This window comes from Streptomyces tubbatahanensis, assembly GCF_022699385.1.
GTDB classification, from domain to species: domain Bacteria; phylum Actinomycetota; class Actinomycetes; order Streptomycetales; family Streptomycetaceae; genus Streptomyces; species Streptomyces diacarni.
This window is the reverse complement of the sequence record NZ_CP093846.1, coordinates 5,713,965-5,731,352: the sequence shown is the minus strand read 5'-3', so window position 1 is coordinate 5,731,352 and position 17,388 is coordinate 5,713,965. Positions and strand designations below refer to the sequence as shown.

At 73.7% G+C, this 17,388-nt stretch carries 14 protein-coding genes; 3 read left to right on the top strand and 11 right to left on the bottom strand.

Translation table 11 applies throughout. From position 1 onward, the window contains the following. Positions 1–23: 23 nt before the first annotated feature. The 8 genes from MMF93_RS24825 to rimP all read right to left on the bottom strand — a co-directional run bounded on the left by MMF93_RS24825 (position 24) and on the right by rimP (position 11,274). Complete coding sequence (locus tag MMF93_RS24825) at positions 24–3,584, bottom strand: serine protease (RefSeq protein WP_242754915.1); 3,561 nt, start codon at positions 3,582–3,584, stop codon at positions 24–26. Positions 3,585–3,955: 371 nt separating this feature from the next. Further along, a complete protein-coding gene (gene truB, locus MMF93_RS24820) occupies positions 3,956–4,882 on the bottom strand; it encodes a tRNA pseudouridine(55) synthase TruB (RefSeq protein WP_242754913.1) in 927 nt (308 codons plus the stop codon). A 3-nt stretch (positions 4,883–4,885) separates the two neighbouring features. Next, the gene (gene rbfA / locus MMF93_RS24815) at positions 4,886–5,362 is read right to left on the bottom strand and encodes a 30S ribosome-binding factor RbfA (RefSeq protein WP_242754912.1); all 477 of its coding nucleotides are present in this window, start codon (positions 5,360–5,362) and stop codon (positions 4,886–4,888) included. 203 nt (positions 5,363–5,565) lie between these two features. Then, complete coding sequence (locus tag MMF93_RS24810) at positions 5,566–5,862, bottom strand: DUF503 domain-containing protein (RefSeq protein ID WP_114024200.1); 297 nt, start codon at positions 5,860–5,862, stop codon at positions 5,566–5,568. A 226-nt stretch (positions 5,863–6,088) separates the two neighbouring features. Next, the gene (gene infB / locus MMF93_RS24805) at positions 6,089–9,112 is read right to left on the bottom strand and encodes a translation initiation factor IF-2 (RefSeq protein ID WP_242754911.1); all 3,024 of its coding nucleotides are present in this window, start codon (positions 9,110–9,112) and stop codon (positions 6,089–6,091) included. A 101-nt stretch (positions 9,113–9,213) separates the two neighbouring features. Further along, on the bottom strand, positions 9,214–9,552 hold the full coding sequence (locus tag MMF93_RS24800; RefSeq protein WP_114024198.1) for a YlxR family protein: 339 nt from the start codon (positions 9,550–9,552) through the stop codon (positions 9,214–9,216). Positions 9,553–9,676: 124 nt separating this feature from the next. Beyond that, positions 9,677–10,699, bottom strand: coding sequence for a transcription termination factor NusA (gene nusA, locus MMF93_RS24795; protein WP_242754910.1), 1,023 nt, complete (start codon positions 10,697–10,699; stop codon positions 9,677–9,679). Positions 10,700–10,701: 2 nt separating this feature from the next. After that, entirely contained in the window at positions 10,702–11,274 is a 573-nt protein-coding gene (gene rimP, locus MMF93_RS24790; protein ID WP_242754909.1) for a ribosome maturation factor RimP, read from the bottom strand. Between the two features lie 386 nt (positions 11,275–11,660). Here rimP and MMF93_RS24785 point away from each other — a divergent pair, with 386 nt between their 5' ends. The 3 genes from MMF93_RS24785 (at position 11,661) to MMF93_RS24775 (ending at position 13,866) form a co-directional block, all read left to right on the top strand. Next, positions 11,661–12,341 (top strand): hypothetical protein, encoded by a 681-nt coding sequence (locus MMF93_RS24785; RefSeq protein WP_242754908.1) that lies wholly within the window; start codon positions 11,661–11,663, stop codon positions 12,339–12,341. Then, complete coding sequence (locus MMF93_RS24780) at positions 12,338–12,817, top strand: ferritin-like domain-containing protein (protein ID WP_242754907.1); 480 nt, start codon at positions 12,338–12,340, stop codon at positions 12,815–12,817. Before MMF93_RS24785 ends, MMF93_RS24780 begins: the two co-directional genes overlap by 4 nt. A 95-nt stretch (positions 12,818–12,912) precedes the next feature. Next, entirely contained in the window at positions 12,913–13,866 is a 954-nt protein-coding gene (locus MMF93_RS24775; RefSeq protein ID WP_242754905.1) for an aminoglycoside phosphotransferase family protein, read from the top strand. A gap of 37 nt (positions 13,867–13,903) precedes the next feature. Here the strand turns inward: MMF93_RS24775 and MMF93_RS24770 are convergent, their stop codons facing one another. The 3 genes from MMF93_RS24770 to MMF93_RS24760 all read right to left on the bottom strand — a co-directional run bounded on the left by MMF93_RS24770 (position 13,904) and on the right by MMF93_RS24760 (position 17,277). After that, the gene (locus MMF93_RS24770; RefSeq protein WP_242754903.1) at positions 13,904–15,613 is read right to left on the bottom strand and encodes a proline--tRNA ligase; all 1,710 of its coding nucleotides are present in this window, start codon (positions 15,611–15,613) and stop codon (positions 13,904–13,906) included. Positions 15,614–15,725: 112 nt separating this feature from the next. Next, entirely contained in the window at positions 15,726–16,295 is a 570-nt protein-coding gene (locus MMF93_RS24765; protein WP_242754901.1) for a GNAT family N-acetyltransferase, read from the bottom strand. A 136-nt stretch (positions 16,296–16,431) separates the two neighbouring features. Beyond that, a complete protein-coding gene (locus MMF93_RS24760) occupies positions 16,432–17,277 on the bottom strand; it encodes a GNAT family N-acetyltransferase (protein WP_242754899.1) in 846 nt (281 codons plus the stop codon). Positions 17,278–17,388 lie beyond the last annotated feature (111 nt).

Below are 17,388 nucleotides of genomic sequence, written 5' to 3'. Positions count from 1 at the left end.
CTCACGGTCGTTCCGCCGTCGGATCACTCGGGCCGTTCAGGGGCGAGCCGGGCGCACGTCCGGTCGAACGCGGCGGCGCCCTGTGCGGTGGTGCCCATACGGAGCCCGATCCGCCGTACCAGCTGATCCTCCGGGTTCTCGTCCCCCTGTCGAGGGGCCGGCACCGGACTGTCCCGCATCACCGCCTCCAGCGCGGCCTGCAGGACGGAGGTTTCGGACTCGCCGGTCACCAGCAGGTCGAACAGTTCGTCGCGGAGGCGGCCGCGGGCGGCCCCGAGCGTACGAGCCAGCCGCGTCCGGAACGCGGGCCCCTGGTCGCGCAGCAGCTCTCCCACCAGGGGGCGCAGCACCGCGCGGGCGGCGGGGCCGTGGCCAAGCCTGATCGCCACGTAGGCGGCCACGTCCTCGCTGGCGAGCCCGGGGCTGACCGCGGCGTGCTGCCGTACGAGCATCGCCGCCCGCCGGGCGAGAGCCGGGGTGCGCAGGCAGGCGAGGGACCGTACGGCCTGGGAGCGTGCCGGGGCGGAGGCGGAATCGGTCAGGAGCGCGTGGAAGGCGGCGAACACCTGCTCAGGATGGGTCGTGCACGCGTCGCTGAGCGCGGCGGCCAGTTCGCTGCCTCCCGACGCGGCGAAACGCCGCAGCGCGGCCCCCAGGTGGCGCGGACGGCTGTGCGGATCACGGACGAGGACGGTGAGCGCGATCTCGTGGGAATCGCGGACCTCCGCGCGGCTCAGCAGCGCGCGGGCGGCCCGGCGCAGCGACTCGCGGTCGCCCTCCGTGCCGTTCCGGCGGGCGAGCCGTAGCGCGTGGGTGGCGGACGTCACCGCTCGTTGGCCGCGCGGATCCCGGGCCCATCGGTGCACCGCTCGGCACAGCGCGGAGGGCTCGTCGTCGGCCAGCTCGGCGAGCAGGTCGTCCGCGCGGGGGTGGGCGGCCGCCGCGAGCGCGTCGCACAGGTCGTCCACGGCGCGCCCACGGTGGGTGTGGAGGAGTGCCTGTGCGGCTCCTGCGACGGTGGGCGGGGGCTCGGCCCGCATGTCGGCTCGTCTTCGCAGCGGCCGCAGGTCGCTGAACCACTCGCACAGCAGTGGCTGGAGGGCGCGGGGCTCGGCTGCCAGCAGTTCGCCCAGTACGTCCACGTACCGGTCCCGGCGGCGGCCCTGGCCCCGCCCCAGAGCATCGGCGGGCGGGTCGGCGGGCAGCAGCGGACGCAGCAGCTCCGCCTTGTGGTCGGCCCTCAACGGCAGCGCACGCCAGAAGCCGGGCCCGAACGCGTCTTCTGTCGCGACATCGGACGCCCTGTCGGGCTCCCGTTCGGCCACGTACTCGGCCAGGTCCCTGAGCACCCGCGCGTACGGGTACGCGTCCGGCACCCGTGGCAGTGTCTGCCCCAGCAGGTGCGCGGCCCACCACGCCGCGTCGGTGTCCGTGCCGCCCGCTGTGAGGGCGCCCACCAGCAGCCGCAGCCGCGGCCCGAGAGCTTCCGGCCCCTCCCTGCGGTCGCACAACAGGAGCGCCTGGACAACGGGCCCGATGCGGTGCCGTGGCACCGGCGCCGCGGCAGCGCCCCTCCTCTTGAGCACGAGCGTCTCCAAGGCCGCGTCGAGCTGCAAGTGGCCGCCCTGGAGCCAGTCGGCGAGTTCCTCGTCCACGAAGCGGTATCCGTCGCCCGCCGGCGCGAGGGCGCCCTCCGCGAGCACGGCGGAGGCCCATCCACCGCTCCAGGGGAAGAGCGCGTCGAAGAGCGCACGGCTCAGCTCTCCGCCTCCGTCTTCCAGGCAGCGCCGTGCGGCGTCGTGCAGCTGGCCCGACACCCGCGCGGCCAGCCTGCGGACGGTCGAAGGGCATGGTGCCGCGGTGAGTGGCGCTGCTCGGCGTGGCGTCGCAGGGACCCGTTCCGCCGTGCGAGTGCCGTCGGCGTCGGCCGTCGTCCCGTCGCCTCCCTCCCGTGCGGCGAGACGGTGTGCGACGCGCAGACAGAGCAGGTCGAAGAAGGCGGAGAGAATCTCGGGCCGCGCCGGCCGGGGTGCTCCGCGGGCCGACAGCGACGCGGCAGCGCTGACCGCGGATGACTCGCAGGCGCCTCCCGCGGACGGCGGCACCAACGCACCTTCGGCGGGCGTGGACTCCTCTTGCGCCCCCTGTCGCTCGGCGCTCTCGTCACCCCGGAGGCCCTGTGCGGCACGTACCTGGGCGAGCATCCGGATGGCGAGAGGGTGCCCCGCGTCGCGAGGAGCCAGGGCCGCATCGGGCAAGCCGTAGGCGGCCCGGACGCGGGCGGCCTGCCGCGGCGGCAGCGCGCCCAGCCGGACGTACCCGGCAGTCCCCCGCGCGGTGAAGATCATGTCCGGAGGGAACAGCGCGCCCGTCTGCTCCCAGTGTTCGGGGCGGCAGGCCACGGCGAGCCGCACGCCGGCCGTGCGCAGCCAGCCGGCAGTGCGCAGAACCCACTGGCGCAGCCTCACCGCGAGGGCGGGCGGCATCTCTTCCGGCGCGTCCAGGAGCACCAGCAGCGGACGGCCCGTCGCACGTGCCAGGCGGGCCGCCACGTCGGGGTCCGTGTCGCGGGGATCGCCGGTGACGGGCGCGCCGTCTTCGGCTCCGGCCCGGACGCCGGGGGAAGAAGCGGCGAGGTCCCGGCCTGCCGCCGCGAGTGCGCGGCCGACGGCGTCCCGCAGACCGTCGTCGTCCGGCCGCAGATCGGCGCCGCGCAGCCAGACGCTGGGAGCCGGGACGGTGCCGCGCGCACGGCGGGCGGCGAGAGCCGCCAGCTCCGTGGTGCGTCCCGCGCCGGGATCGCCGGTCAGGGCGACGACGGTGGCGGAACTCCGCGTGAACTGGTCGAGCGTCTCGGCCACCAGGGGTCGGGCGACCGCGTGCGCGCAGCGCTCCGTCGCCCTGCTCACCGAGGCCGCCGCCAGCCGCAGCACCCCGGCCAGGTTCAGATCGGGTCCGAATCCGGGCGCGCAGGCGGCGTTGCGGCGCAGCAGCAGGCCGAGCGGCCCGTCTGGCGTCAGTTCAGCGGCGGCGTGCAGCGGCACCGCCAGCGCGTGGGGAACCTCTGGGGAGGCGTGCAGCGCGGTGCCCAGGACGCCGAGGACGGCGCTGGTGGCCGTGTCCACGACGGGGGCGCCCGTCGCCCTGCCGGACAGGTGCAGACGGGTGCGGTCCGCCTCGGGCAGATCGAGCCTGAGCAGGCGCTCCAGCCGGTGGTAGCGGACTGTGGAGGTGTAGACGGCGCCTGCGGGTCCGCCCAGGGTGGCGGAGACGGTGCCGTCGGGAGTGAGCAGGCCGACCGGGCCGCCCGCGTGCGGACGCTCGCGTCCGATCACCAGCGGCGCGAGGTCCAGCCCCTGGGTGCGGACGAGCGCCAGGTCCCACTCGGGCAGCTGGACGATGTCGCCGTCCGCTGCCAGGCAGGTGCCGGTGCCCGCGTGGAGGACGACCTTGGCCAGGCCGTCCACGGCTTCGTGGCTGGTGACGACCGTGCCCGACTCGTCGGCGAGGAAGCCGACCCCGCGCTCCCGGCCCGCCAGGTCGCACACGCGCACCAGCGTGGGTCTGCCGCACACCACCGACATCCGTGCACCTCCGCGCTGACCCCGCCCACCTCGCAGACTCGACCGTAGAGCGGCGCTGATCAGCGGCGACAGGTTCTGCACGTAAGCGCCCCCGTCCGCGCCCGCGCTTCACAACGAGCGCCCGCCCGCCCGGGTGAAGCGATGTCCCCCACACGAAGACGAGGGGACATCCGTCTTGCACGGGGCGCTCACCCACACGAAGACGGAGACGAAGACAGGAGCAAGGCCGACTCGGGCAGCGCCGTCACCCACACGGAGACGAAGGCCAAGGCACAGCCGACTGGAGCAGCGCCGTCACCCACACGAAGACCGAGACGGTGACGGCCGCAGGGGCCGACGCCGCGCGGGGCGACGGCGGGCACAGGCGTCCCTCACACGAAGACGGCCAGGCTCCTGGCCTTGCCGTCCCGCTGCTCCACCAGAGCGACGAACCGCTCCTGGGGAGCGAACACCGCGACAGGGCCGGGACCGAACTGCGCCGTCGGCATGCGCAGTTGTACGCCGTTCCCGATGCGGCGCGCCTGGTCCTCGTCGACGTCCCAGCGTGCGAACGCCGCCGCCGCGGCCTGCCCCAGCGGGAGGACAGGCAACGGCTGTTCCGCGTCCACCCGCTCCTGGAGCTGTGCCAGCGTGTGCGCGCCGTCCAGCCCGTAAGGCCCGACGCGGGTGCGCCGCAGCGCCGTCAGATGGCCGCCCGTACCGAGGGCCGCTCCCAGGTCCCGGGCGAGCGCCCGCACATACGTGCCGGACGAGCAGACCACCGAGACCAGCAGGTCGGTGACCGGGGTGCCGTCCTCGGCCGCCTCCTCGCGCACGTCGTGCACCAGGAAAGAGGAGACGGTGACCGGCCGTGCGGCCAGTTCCACCTCCTCGCCCTCACGCACCCGCGCGTAGGCACGCTTGCCGTCGACCTTGACGGCGCTGACCGCTGAGGGGACCTGCTCGATCCGGCCCGTCAGCGCGGCCACGGCGGCGTCCACGCGTGCCCGCTCCAGCCCCTTGGCGCCCTGGGCGCCGGTGATCTCGCCCTCGGCGTCCTCGGTCACCGTCTCCTGACCGAGCCGGACGGTGGCCACGTACTCCTTCTCGGTGAGGGCGAGGTGACCGAGCAGCCGGGTCGCCCGCTCGGTGCCGAGGACGAGCACGCCCGTCGCCATCGGGTCGAGCGTGCCCGCGTGACCGACGCGCCGGGTGCGCGCCATACCGCGCAGCTTGGCCACGACGTCGTGCGAGGTGAACCCGGCGGGCTTGTCGACGACGATCAGCCCGCCGGGGCCGTTGTCTCTCTTGCGTGCCACGGTTCAGGCGCTCTCGTCCTCGCCGTCTCCACTGTCCTGGGGGCCGTCGGCCTCGGACTCGCCCGGCTTGCGGTACGGGTCCGCCTCCCCGGCGTACGAGGCGCCGGAGGAGGCCTTGCGCACCTCCTCGTCGGCGGCCCGGGCGCGGGCGAGCGCGTCGTCGATCGTCTTGGCGTTCTCCGGCAGCGCGTCCGCCACGAACGCCAGGCTCGGCGTGTGCTTGATGCCCGCCGCCCGGCCCACCGCCGTGCGGAGCACGCCCTTGGCGCTCTCCAGCCCGGCCGCGGCCGCCTTGCGGTCCTCGTCGTCACCGTAAACGGTGTAGAAGACCGTCGCTTCCCTCAGGTCCCCGGTGACCCGGGTGTCCGTGACGGTCACATGTGTGCCGAGCCGCGGGTCCTTGATCCCCCGGTGCAGCTTCTCCGCGACCACCTCACGGATGAGGTCCGCCAGCCTCTGGGCCCGTGCGTTGTCGGCCACTGGTCCGTCTCCTTGCTCCGCGCCGCCCGCTCGCACGCGCGGCGGCTTCCTGCGTCTGTTCGCGTTCCCGCGTATCTTTCCCACTCGGTGGGCCCGGGGGCCCGTACGGGCGTGGGTTCCCGCTGTTCGTCCGTATACGGGTCAGGCCGGGTGCCGGCCCGGGCCCCGACTCCGGAAGCCCGGGTATCTCGCTTCCGGCTCGCCTACTCGTCGTCTTCGCCGTGGAACCGCCGCCGGACGGACAGCAACTCCACTTCGGGGCGTGCCGCGACCAGCCGCTCGCAGCGGTCGAGCACGTCGGTCAGATGCCCCGCGTCCCCGGAGACCGCCGCCAGACCGATACGGGTCCTGCGGTAGAGGCCTTGCTCACCCGTCTCCGCCACGCTCACCGCGTACTTGCGCTGCAACTCGGCGAGGACGGGGCGGACGACGGAGCGCTTCTCCTTGAGCGAGTGCACATCGCCGAGAAGCAGATCGAAGGACAGCGTCCCTACGTACATACAGTGCGGGTCATGCCACCCGTGGGGCACTTGGGGCGCCGCCGGCGGCAGCCGGTGGCGTACGCGTCACTCGCACCGTACACGCAACGGCCGGGGCCGATCGACGGAATTACCTTCCGCCGGTCGACCCCGGATCACGAGACGAGATCAGCCGTGGGGCTTCTTCCTCGCCCGCCCGTCGCCCGACCACCACCCCTCAGCGTGGTGGTCCGAGCGGAGGGGAGCATCAGCCGCGCGGCTTCTCCCTCATCTCATAGGTGGCGATCACGTCGTCGACCTTGATGTCGTTGAAGTTGCCGAGGTTGATACCGCCCTCGAACCCTTCGCGGATCTCGGTGACGTCGTCCTTGAAGCGACGCAGGCCCTCGATGTTGAGGTTCTCCGCCACGACCTTGCCGTCGCGCACGACGCGGGCCTTGGTGTTCCTGCGCACCTCGCCGGAGCGGATGAGGACACCGGCGATGTTGCCCAGCTTGGACGAGCGGAAGATCTCGCGGATCTCCGCCGTACCCAGCTCGACCTCTTCGTACTCCGGCTTGAGCATGCCCTTGAGGGCCGCCTCGATCTCCTCGATCACCTGGTAGATGACCGAGTAGTAGCGGACGTCCACACCCTCGCGCTCGGCCATCTGCGTCGCACGCCCCTCGGCGCGGACGTTGAAGCCGATGACGATGGCGTCGGAGCCGGTCGCCAGGTCGATGTCGGTCTCGGTGACCGCACCCACACCGCGGTGCAGGATGCGCAGGTCGACCTCTTCGCCGACGTCGAGCTGGAGCAGGGAGGACTCCAGGGCCTCCACCGAACCGGACGCGTCGCCCTTGATGATGAGGTTGAGCTGCTGCACCTCGCCCGCCTTGAGCACCTTGTCCAGGTCCTCCAGGGAGACGCGGCGGGTCCGCTTGGCGAAGGCGGCGTTGCGCTCGCGCGCCGCGCGCTTCTCGGCGATCTGCCGTGCCGTGCGGTCCTCGTCCACCACCAGGAAGTTGTCGCCGGCGCCCGGGACGTTGGTCAGACCCAGCACCAGGACGGGGGTCGAGGGACCCGCTTCCTTGATGTTCTCGCCCTTGTCGTCGAGCATCGCGCGGACGCGGCCGTAGGCGTCGCCCACCACCATCGTCTCGCCGACCTTGAGCGTGCCGCGCTGGACCAGCACGGTGGCCACGGCGCCGCGGCCGCGGTCGAGGTGGGCCTCGATCGCGAGGCCCTGCGCGTCCTGGTCGGGGTTGGCCCGCAGGTCGAGCGAGGCGTCAGCCGTGAGGACGACCGCCTCCAGCAGCTCCTCGATGTTCAGACCCTCGCGCGCGGAGATGTCCACGAACATCGTGTCGCCGCCGTACTCCTCGGCCACCAGCCCGTACTCGGTCAGCTGACCGCGGACCTTGGTCGGGTCGGCACCCTCGACGTCGATCTTGTTGACCGCGACGACGATCGGGACCTCGGCCGCCTTGGCGTGGTTCAGCGCCTCGACGGTCTGCGGCATCACGCCGTCGTTCGCCGCGACCACGAGGATCGCGATGTCCGTCGACTTGGCACCACGGGCACGCATGGCGGTGAACGCCTCGTGACCCGGGGTGTCGATGAAGGTGATCCGGCGCTCCTCGCCGTTCACCTCCGTCGCCGCCTGGTAGGCACCGATGTGCTGGGTGATGCCGCCGGCCTCGCCCGCGATGACGTTGGTCTTGCGGATCGCGTCCAGCAGGCGCGTCTTACCGTGGTCGACGTGACCCATGACGGTCACCACCGGCGGACGCGGCATGAGCGCCGTCTCGCCGCCCTCGTCCTCGCCGAACTCGATGTCGAAGGACTCGAGCAGCTCGCGGTCCTCCTCCTCCGGGCTGACGATCTGGACGACGTAGTTCATCTCGTCGCCGAGCAGCTGCAGCGTCTCGTCGGAGACGGACTGGGTCGCGGTGACCATCTCGCCCAGGTTGAACATCACCTGGACCAGCGACGCCGGGTTGGCGTTGATCTTCTCCGCGAAGTCCGTGAGCGAGGCACCACGCGACAGCCGGACGGTCTCGCCCTTGCCGCGCGGCAGCATCACACCGCCGACGGACGGCGCCTGCATCTGCTCGTACTCCTGGCGCCTCTGCCGCTTCGACTTGCGACCGCGACGCGCCGGACCGCCGGGACGGCCGAAGGCACCCTGCGTGCCGCCACGGCCACCGGGACCGCCCGGACGACCGCCGAAGCCGGGACGGCCGCCGCCACCCGGGCGACCGGCGAAACCGCCGCCGCCACCCGGACGGCCACCGCCGCCGCCACCGGGGCGACCACCGAAGCCCGGACGGCCACCGCCGCCACCGCCCGGACGGCCACCGCCGCCCGGACCGCCACGGCCCGGACCGGGACGCGGACCCGCGGCCGGACGCTGCGGCATCATGCCGGGGTTCGGACGGTTACCGCCGGGGCGCGGGCCGCCGCCCTGCGGGGCCTGCGGCCGCGGCATGTTGCCCGGCGAAGGACGCTGGCCACCCGGGGCCTGCGGACGCGGGCCACCCTGGGCGCCGCCGCCACCACCGGGACCCGGCTTGGGGGCACCAGGCTTCGGGGGCTGGCCCGGCTTGGGCGCGCCCCCCGGACGGGGCGCCTGCGGGCGCGCCATGCCGGTGGAGCCACCGGAGGTGAAGGGGTTGTTGCCCGGGCGCGGACCCGCCGGACGACCGCCCGGCTTGGGGGCCTGGCCCGGCTTGGCGCCCTGGCCGCCGCCCTGCGGACGGCCCTGGCCGCCCGGCCTCGGTGCCTGGCCCGGCTTGGGGCCCTGGTTGCCGGGGCGCGGACCGCCCGGCTTCGGCCCGCTCGGGGCCGGCGGCGCCTGGAAGTCCGGCTTGGCCGGTGCGGCGGGCTGCGGACCCGGCTTGGGCCCGGGCTTGGGGCCCTGGCCCGGCTTCGGGGTCTCGGCGGGGGCGGCCTCGCCCTGGGCGGGGCTCGGCGCGGGGGTGACCGGGCCCTCGGGGGCCGGCTGGGCCGGCTTGGGGCCTGGCTTGGGCGCACCCGGCTTCGGTGCGCTCGCGCCCGGCTTGGGCGCGGCCGACCCGGGGGCGGCCTTCTTGGGCGCCGCGGGCTTCGCGGCGGACTTCTTCGCGCCACCGCTCGCGTCGAACGCGTCAGTCAGTTTTCGGACAACCGGCGCCTCGATGGTCGAGGACGCCGAACGGACGAATTCGCCGAGTTCCTGGAGCTTGGCCATGACGACCTTGCTCTCGACTCCAAGTTCCTTGGCGAGTTCGTATACCCGGACCTTAGCCACTTCGCTCCTTACGGCCCGGGGGAGATCGTCCGCCGGACCTTCGCTACTGATGCATGGGCGTACTCATCGCGTACTCATCGAGTGCTCATCGCAATCTCGACCTACTTCCCACTCGCGAGGTACCTCTCCCGGTACGGACGCTCCGTACGGGTCTCTTTCGGTGCTTGTGCGGTGCGCTCCACCTGCTCGCGCAGCTGTGCGACGTCGAACGGACCCGGACCCCGGAAGGCCCGGTTGAACGCCCGGCGCCGGACGGCCTGCTCAAGACAGGAGGGAACGGGGTGCAGATACGCACCCCGACCGGGCAGCCTACCGCGAAGATCGGGGATCACGCTGCCCCCGGTCAGCACCACTCGCAGCAGAGCGCCCTTGTCGGTGCACTCCCGGCAGCCCACGCAGGTGCGCTGAGGGCGCGACCGACCGCGCGTCCGGCCAGACACTGGTTAAGTCTACCTCCCCGAAGCCCCGTAACCCCGTGGGGGGTGAGGACGTCGTTACCCTTTCGCAGCCGGAACGCAAGCACCCGACCACACTCCGTGGCCGGATCGCGCACAGGCGGCGGTCTCAGCCCTGGTCGGCCACCTGGCCGGCGCCGTCAGCCGCGCCGGCGGCGTCCGCCGTGTCCGGACGGATGTCGATGCGCCAGCCGGTGAGCCGGGCGGCGAGCCGGGCGTTCTGCCCCTCCTTGCCGATGGCCAGGGACAGCTGGTAATCCGGCACGGTCACGCGCGCCGACCTGGCCGCCAGGTCGATGATCTCCACCTTGCTGACCCGCGCGGGAGAGAGCGCGTTGGCCACCAGATCCGCCGGCTCCTCCGACCAGTCCACGATGTCGATCTTCTCACCGTGCAGCTCCGCCATGACGTTGCGCACCCGGCCGCCCATCGGGCCGATGCAGGCGCCCTTGGCATTGAGTCCCGAGCGCGTCGACCGCACGGCGATCTTGGTGCGGTGGCCGGCCTCGCGGGCGATGGCGGCGATCTCCACCGAACCGTCCGCGATCTCCGGGACCTCCAGCTCGAAGAGCTTCTTCACGAGGTTGGGGTGGGTGCGCGAGAGCGTCACGGAGGGGCCGCGCACGCCCTTCGCCACCCGCACCACATAGGTGCGCAGCCGGGTGCCGTGCGCGTAGTCCTCGCCGGGCACCTGCTCCTGCGGCGGCAGGATCGCCTCCAGCTTGCCGATGTCCACCAGCACGCTCTTGGGATCCTTGCCCTGCTGCACGACGCCCGCCACGACGTCGCCCTCGCGGCCCGCGTACTCGCCGAAGGTGACCTCCTCCTCGGCGTCCCGCAGCCGCTGCAGGATGACCTGCTTGGCCGTCGTCGCGGCGATGCGGCCGAAACCGGTGGGAGTGTCGTCGAACTCCCGCGGCTCGGCGCCCTCTTCGAGCTCCTCGGCGCTCTCCTTCGCCCAGACCGTCACGTGCCCGCTCTTCTGGTTCAGCTCGACGCGGGCGTCGCGCCTGCTGCCCTCGGTGCGGTGGTACGCGATGAGGAGGGCCGACTCGATCGCCTCGATCAGCAGATCGAGGGAGATCTCCTTCTCCCTGACCAGCCCACGCAGGGCACTCATGTCGATGTCCACGGCTACGCCTCCTCCTCTTTCTCGTCGTCCTCGGCGGCTTCCGCGCCGTCAGCCGCGGACGTGGGCCGCGCTGCGCCGACGGCGTCCGCGGCCTTGCGGTTGAACTCGATCTCGACCCGCGCCTTGGCGATCTCCTCGAACGCCAGGCGGCGGGATGTCGGCTTGCGCCCCTTGACCCCCGGTACCTGGAGGTCGACGCCCTCCTCGTTGACACCGACGATCCGGGCGATCACCTCGCCGCCGCCCGCCTCGGGGGTCAGCTGCGCCTTGACGAGCCGCCCGGTGGCGCGGCGGTAGTGCCGCTGCTCGGTCAGCGGGCGGTCGGCCCCGGGCGAGGTGACCTCCAGCACGTACGGGGCGCCGCCCATCGCGTCGCTCTCGTCGAGCAGTTCGGAGAAGGCACGGCTCAGCTCGGCGCAGGTGTCCAGCTGGACCCCGTCGTCAGCGTCCACGACGACGCGCAGCACGCGCCGCTTTCCCGCCGGGGTCACTGCGATCTCTTCGAGATCCAACCCCCTCTTGCTGACGAGCGGTTCCAGCAGTCCGCGCAGCCTCTCGCTCTGGGTGGTGCTCATCCGGGTGACTCCTCGGCCGCGTGTGCTGTTGTAGGGGGCCTCGTGACAGGGGCGTGTCGCCGCCCAAGCCTATCGTCTGTGGCGGGCCGCGCGGACCCGGTTGCCGAACGCGCGGCTGCCGGGACCACGGCCCCGCGGTGAGCCGCCCCGACGACAGCGTCACGTGCGCCGCGACAGGTGTCCGGTGTGCGGCGTCCGGGTGCGCGCGCGTCCCGGCGGGGTGGCCCGCGGCAGCCCGGGGAAACAGCCCGGGTACTCTCGCGGGGCGGTGAGCGGCGTGCCGTCACGGCGCCCCCAGGTCAGGACCCGCCCCGCGCGTGCCCGCCCATCGGGCCGTCCGCCCGTCCCGCCCGAGCCGAGCCGCCGTCCACCTCCAGGGAGTGCCCATGTCGCTCACGCCGTCACCGGCAGCGGCCCGACCGCGCCGCAGGTCGCTGCTGACCGGCGCGCTCGGCGCCGGTGGCGCGGCTCTCGCGACGCCGCTCGCCGCGGGCTGTACGGACGGGAGGGGCGGGACGGACAACGCGGCGCACCGGGAAGCGGCCGCGCGCCTGCGCCACCGCGCGGCCCGCGACAGCGAGCACCTGCTGGCCCGCTACGACGGCACCGCGAAGGTGCACCCCGCCACGGCCGCGCGGCTGCGCCCGCTGCGCGCGGAGGTCGCCCGGCACGCCAGGGTGCTGCGCGGCAGCGAGTCCGGCACCGGCTCCCCCTCCCCTTCGGGCGCGCCCGGGCGGGGCCGGCAGCCGGGCAGCGGTACCGGCCCCGAGCCGTCGGCCAAGCCGCCCAGCCCGGACACCGCCTCGGTACCCGAGGACGAGAGGAAGGCCCTCGCCGCGCTCGCCGAAGCCGAGCGGCGGCTCTCCGCCGCGCGGACGAAGGCGCTGGCCGGGGCGGAGCCACGGACCGCCCGGCTGCTCGCCTCGATAGCCGCCTGCGGTGCGGCGCACAGCTTCCTCCTCGAGGAGCACGGCAGGGCCTCGGGCGCGCACGACGAGGCTTCGGGCGGAGTGGGACAAGACGGCCGGGACGACGGCGGAAAGGGCGAGGGGGCGACGGACGAGTGAAGGAACTGAACGCCGTGCAGGCCGCGTTGCGTGCCGAACACGCCGCCGTCTACGGCTATGGAGTCGTCGGTGGCCGCATAGCTGCCGACCGCAAGAGCCAGGTGCGGGAGTGCTACGACGCCCACCGCTCCCGCCGGGACGCGCTGCGCCGCACGATCCGCTCGCTGGGCGGCGACCCGGAGCCGGCCGCCGCCGCCTACGCGCTGCCCTTCGCCGTGCCCGACAGCGACGCCGCCGTGCGCCTCGCGGCACAGTTGGAGGACCGCCTCGCGGGGGTGTACGCCGACCTGGTGCGGGCAAGCGAGGGAGGGCGGCGGCGTGCGGCCGCCGACGCGCTCCGCGAGGCCGCGGTCCGCTCGGTGCGCTGGAAGGGCAGCGGCGTCGCCTTCCCCGGCCTCACCGAACTGGGAGCGGGGGAAGCGCCCGCCTCCCCCTCCGGCGGGCCGAACGGCTCGGGCACTCCCGATGCTCTGTGACCGCCGTGACCGCCGTGACCGCCCCCGACCGCCCGTAGAACCCGCTGCCGCCAGACCCCACTGTCGTGTCGCGCTGACGAAAGGTCCGCCCCGGAATGGCTTCCGTGCTGCCCCTCGACCCCCCGCAGCGGCTCGTACGTGCCCTGGAGGCGCAACCGGACCCGGAGGCGGCCGAGGCCGCGCGGGCCTGGCTGCGGGGACTGCCCGCGCTGCTTCGGCGGTGGCTGGAGCAGTGGGGGCTGGAAGCGGAACGGGTGGTGACACCGGGCGGACGCAGCAGCCTCGTCGTGCTCGTCAGAGGGGCGGACGGCACGCCCGGTGCGCTGAAACTGTTCGCCCCGCAGGACGCGTCCGCGCCGGTGCGGGCCGCCCGCGAGCGCGAGACGCTGGCCGCCTGGCACGGGCTGGGCGCCGTGCAGGTGCTGCGCGCGGCCGAGGAGGAGGGCGTGCTGCTGCTGGAGCGGCTGCGGTGCGAGGTGTCGCTGCGGTCGCTGCCGGAGGCCAAGGCCACACTGGAGGCCGTCTCCGTCGTCCGGCGCCTGTGGGTGCCGCCACCCGCCGGGCACCTTCTGGAGACGGTGCCCGAACACACGGCGTTCGAGGCCGCGGCGATGCGTACCGCCGTACCGCCGGACGCGGAACCGCTGGTGGCCGCGGCCCTGGAGGCGCGCGAGGCGATGCTGGCCGAGCCGGCGCCCGGGCCCGGGGTTCTGCTGCACGGCGACTTCCGGCAGGGCGCCGTGCTGGCCGCCGCCACACCCGAGCAGCGGGCCCGCTGGCTGACCGTGGGCCCTGACCCGCTCGTCGGAGAACCCGCCTACGACCTGGCACGGCTGGTGCGCGACCGGCTGCACGACCTGATGGCGTCCACCGGCTCGGCGGCCGCCACCCGCAGACGCGTCAACAAGCTCGCCGACTCCCTGGACGTACCGCGCGAGCGCGTGCGCCAGTGGGCCCTCTACCGCGCGGTGGAGTCCGCCTGCCGCCACCACGCGGCGGGCAACGGGCCCGACGCCGAGATGCTGCTGGAGTTCGCCGCCTGGCTGTGACCTGGGCCCCGGCACGGCGGGGCCCCGCACAGGTGGGTCAGTCCCGGGCGAGGCGGGCGACCGCCTCGTCGATGGGCAGTTCCTCGCGCTCACCGGTACGCCGGTCCTTCAGCTCCACGAGGCCGTCCTTGATGCCGCGCCCGGCGACCAGGATGGTGGGTACGCCGATCAGCTCGGCGTCGGTGAACTTCACCCCGGGAGAGACGCTGGAGCGGTCGTCGACCAGCACGCGGACGCCCGCCGCGCCGAGCCGCTCGGCGATCTCGAGCGCCGCCTCGGTCTGCTGCGCCTTGCCCGCCGCCACGACGTGCACGTCGGCGGGGGCGATCTCGCGCGGCCAGCACAGCCCCTGCTCGTCGGCGTTCTGCTCGGCGAGCACGGCGACCGCGCGGGAGACGCCGATGCCGTAGGAGCCCATCGTGACGCGGACCGGCTTGCCGTTCTGGCCGAGCACGTCCAGCTCGAACGCGTCGGCGTACTTGCGGCCGAGCTGGAAGATGTGGCCGATCTCGATGGCGCGGTCGAGCTCGATGCCCGCGCCGCAGTTCGGGCAGGGGTCGCCGGGCTCGACGACGACCACGTCGAGGTACTGGTCGACCTCGAAGTCGCGACCGCAGACCACGTTGCGGGCGTGCTTGCCCTCCTCGTTGGCGCCGGTGACCCACGCGGTGCCCGGGGCGACGCGCGGGTCGGCCAGGTAGCGGAAGGCCTTGCCCGCCATGCCGCCCTGCGGGCCGATGTAGCCGCGTACGAGGTCGTCACGGCCTTCGAAGTCCTCGGCTGTGACGACCTCGACCTCGGCGGGCGCCAGGTGCTCGGCGAGCTTGCCCAGGTCGACCTCGCGGTCACCGGGGACGCCGACGGCGGTGATCTCGCCGTCGACCTTCACCAGCAGGTTCTTCAGCGTGGCGGAGGCGGGCACACCCAGGTGCGCGGCCAGGGTCTCGATGGTGGGCGTGTCGGGGGTGTCCAGCTTCTCCACCGGCCCGTGGCCCTCCGTGGAGGCGGGCCGCACGGTGACGGAGACGGCCTCGGTGTTGGCCGCGTAACCGCACTGCGGGCACTGCACGAACGTGTCCTCACCGGCCGCGGCGGGCGCGAGGAACTCCTCGGAGGCAGAGCCGCCCATGGCACCGGAGATCGCCGAGACGATCCGGTAGTCCAGCCCGAGACGGTCGAAGATGCGCTGGTAGGCGACGCGGTGGGCCGCGTAGGACTCGGCCAGTGCCTCGTCCGACACGTCGAAGGAGTAGGAGTCCTTCATGGTGAACTCGCGGCCGCGCAGGATGCCGGAGCGGGGGCGGGCCTCGTCGCGGTACTTCGTCTGAATCTGGTAGACCGTGACCGGCAGGTCCTTGTACGAGGTGCACTGGTCCTTGACGACCTGCGTGAAGATCTCCTCGTGGGTGGGGCCCAGCAGGTACTCGCCGCCCTTGCGGTCCTTGAGGCGGAAGAGCAGGTCGCCGTACTCCTCGTAGCGGCCCGAGACCTCGTAGGGCTCCTTGGGCAGCAGCGCGGGGAGCAGCACCTCCTGGCCGCCGATCGCGTCCATCTCCTCGCGGACGACGCGCGTGACGTTCTCCAGCACCTGCTTGCCCAGCGGCAGCCACGTCCAGATACCGGCGGCGGTGCGGCGGACGTACCCGGCGCGGACCAGCAGCTTGTGGCTGAGCGTCTCGGCGTCGGCCGGGTCGTCACGCAGCGTCTTCAGCATCGACCGGGACAAACGCTGGACACGGGCTGCCATGGGGACTCCTGCTCGGGGCGGTACTGGCGCCATCGACGGAACTCGACGGAACTCGACGAAACTCGTTGATGCGGAGCCTATCCGCACGGACCGACCGCACGGAAACCGAACGTCACCGCCCCCGCAGCGGCAGCGGTGCCCCCATCACCGCGTACGGCTGCGGCGCGCTCGGGAACTGCACCCGCCGAGCCAGGTCGCGGTAGCCGAGGCCGTGGTAGAGGGCGCGGGCCGGGCTGTCGACGTCGAGAGCCGAGAGCAGCGAACGGGGTTCGGCAGCACCGTCGGTCAGGCGGGTGATCAGATTCCGCCCGATTCCCCGGTGCTGGAAGGCCGGGTGGACGTGCAGTTCCGTGATGACGAAGGCGTCCTCCAGCCAGCCCTCGTTCCCCTCCTGGCGCAGGTACGGATCGACCACCGTGGACCACCAGTGCGAGCGGTCGTTCGGCATGCCGTAGACGAAGCCGACGAGACGGTCGCCCTCGGTGGTGGCGCCCAGCGCCCGCGCACCAGGCGAGGTCATGTGGCGCTGCACGATGTACTTGCGCACGCCCACCTCGTCGTCGGTCAGGCCGAAGGCGACGGCCTGTACGGCGAGCGCCTCGTCGACGCGGGCGGTGAGGTCGAGCGGGCCGGTGACCACTTCCCGGGGGTCCGGGAGCTGCGCCCCGGCTGTGTGCGGCATGGCGGGGAGGCTACTTCCTCCACCGTGTCCGCGCGAAGAGGCGGCACAACGGCGGCCGGGGGCGGGAGCCGGGGCCGGACGACGGATCGCGCTCGGCGGAGCGGTCGTACTCGGCACAGCGGCCGCTGCCGGGCGGTCAGAACAGGACGCTCGTGAAGGTGCCGATCTCGCGGAAGCCGACGCGGCGGTAGGTGGCCCGCGCCGGGGCGTTGTAGTCGTTGACGTACAGGCTCACCAGCGGGGAGACGTCGCGCAGTGCGTAGGCGAGGACGGCGGCCATCCCCGTCTCGGACAGCCCCTCGCCGCGCCGTTCCGGCGCCACCCACACGCCCTGGATCTGGCAGGCCTCCGGGGTGGCGGCGCCGATCTCGGCCTTGAAGACCACGCGGCCGTCCTCGATGCGGGCGAACGAGCGTCCGGTACCCACGAGTTCGGCGACCCGTGCCTGGTAGACGAGCCCGCCGTCGCCGGCCAGCGGAGAGACCCCGACCTCCTCGGTGAACATGGCCACACACGCCGGCAGCACCAGGTCCATCTCGGTCTTGGCGACGCGGCGCACCAGCGGGTCGGGCGCCACCTGGTCCGGCACCCGGTCGGCGACCATCAGCGGCTGGCTGGCCCGCACCTCGCGGGCCGGGCCCCAGGACGGCTCCAGCGCGGCCCACAGCGCGCGCGTGGGGCCCGCAGGGCCGACGAGGGACGAGCAGCGGCGGCCCTGGCGGCGCGCCCGCTCGGCGAACGCGCGGACCGCCTCGGGGCCCGCGCACAGCGGAACGAGGTTGGCGCCGTTGTAGCAGAGGGATTCCAGGCGCCCGTCCCGGTACCAGCCCCACATCTCGCCGCCGAGGCGCCAGGGGTCCAGGCCCGAGGCCAGCACGCGGGCGGTGACGAAGGCGTTGTTCACCGGCTCCCGGCGGAGCACGCGGAGCGCCTCCGGCAGCTCGGCGGGTCCGACGACCCTGAGGGAGGTGGTGGTCAGCAACGTCTCGGCGCCTCACCGTACGGCCCGTGGGCGTGGGGAACGATCTGCTGGCACTGTACCCGGGGCCAGAGCATCACGCCGCCGGACGACGGCCGTGGCCGGCCGCGCGGC

Coding starts and splice junctions, on each gene's coding strand:
- MMF93_RS24825 (WP_242754915.1), bottom strand. CDS start 3,584: ATGTCGGTGGTGTGCGGCAGACCCACGCTGGTGCGCGTGTGCGACCTG.
- MMF93_RS24810 (WP_114024200.1), bottom strand. CDS start 5,862: ATGTACGTAGGGACGCTGTCCTTCGATCTGCTTCTCGGCGATGTGCAC.
- rimP (WP_242754909.1), bottom strand. CDS start 11,274: ATGAGCACCACCCAGAGCGAGAGGCTGCGCGGACTGCTGGAACCGCTC.
- MMF93_RS24785 (WP_242754908.1), top strand. CDS start 11,661: ATGTCGCTCACGCCGTCACCGGCAGCGGCCCGACCGCGCCGCAGGTCG.
- MMF93_RS24775 (WP_242754905.1), top strand. CDS start 12,913: ATGGCTTCCGTGCTGCCCCTCGACCCCCCGCAGCGGCTCGTACGTGCC.
- MMF93_RS24770 (WP_242754903.1), bottom strand. CDS start 15,613: ATGGCAGCCCGTGTCCAGCGTTTGTCCCGGTCGATGCTGAAGACGCTG.
- MMF93_RS24765 (WP_242754901.1), bottom strand. CDS start 16,295: ATGCCGCACACAGCCGGGGCGCAGCTCCCGGACCCCCGGGAAGTGGTC.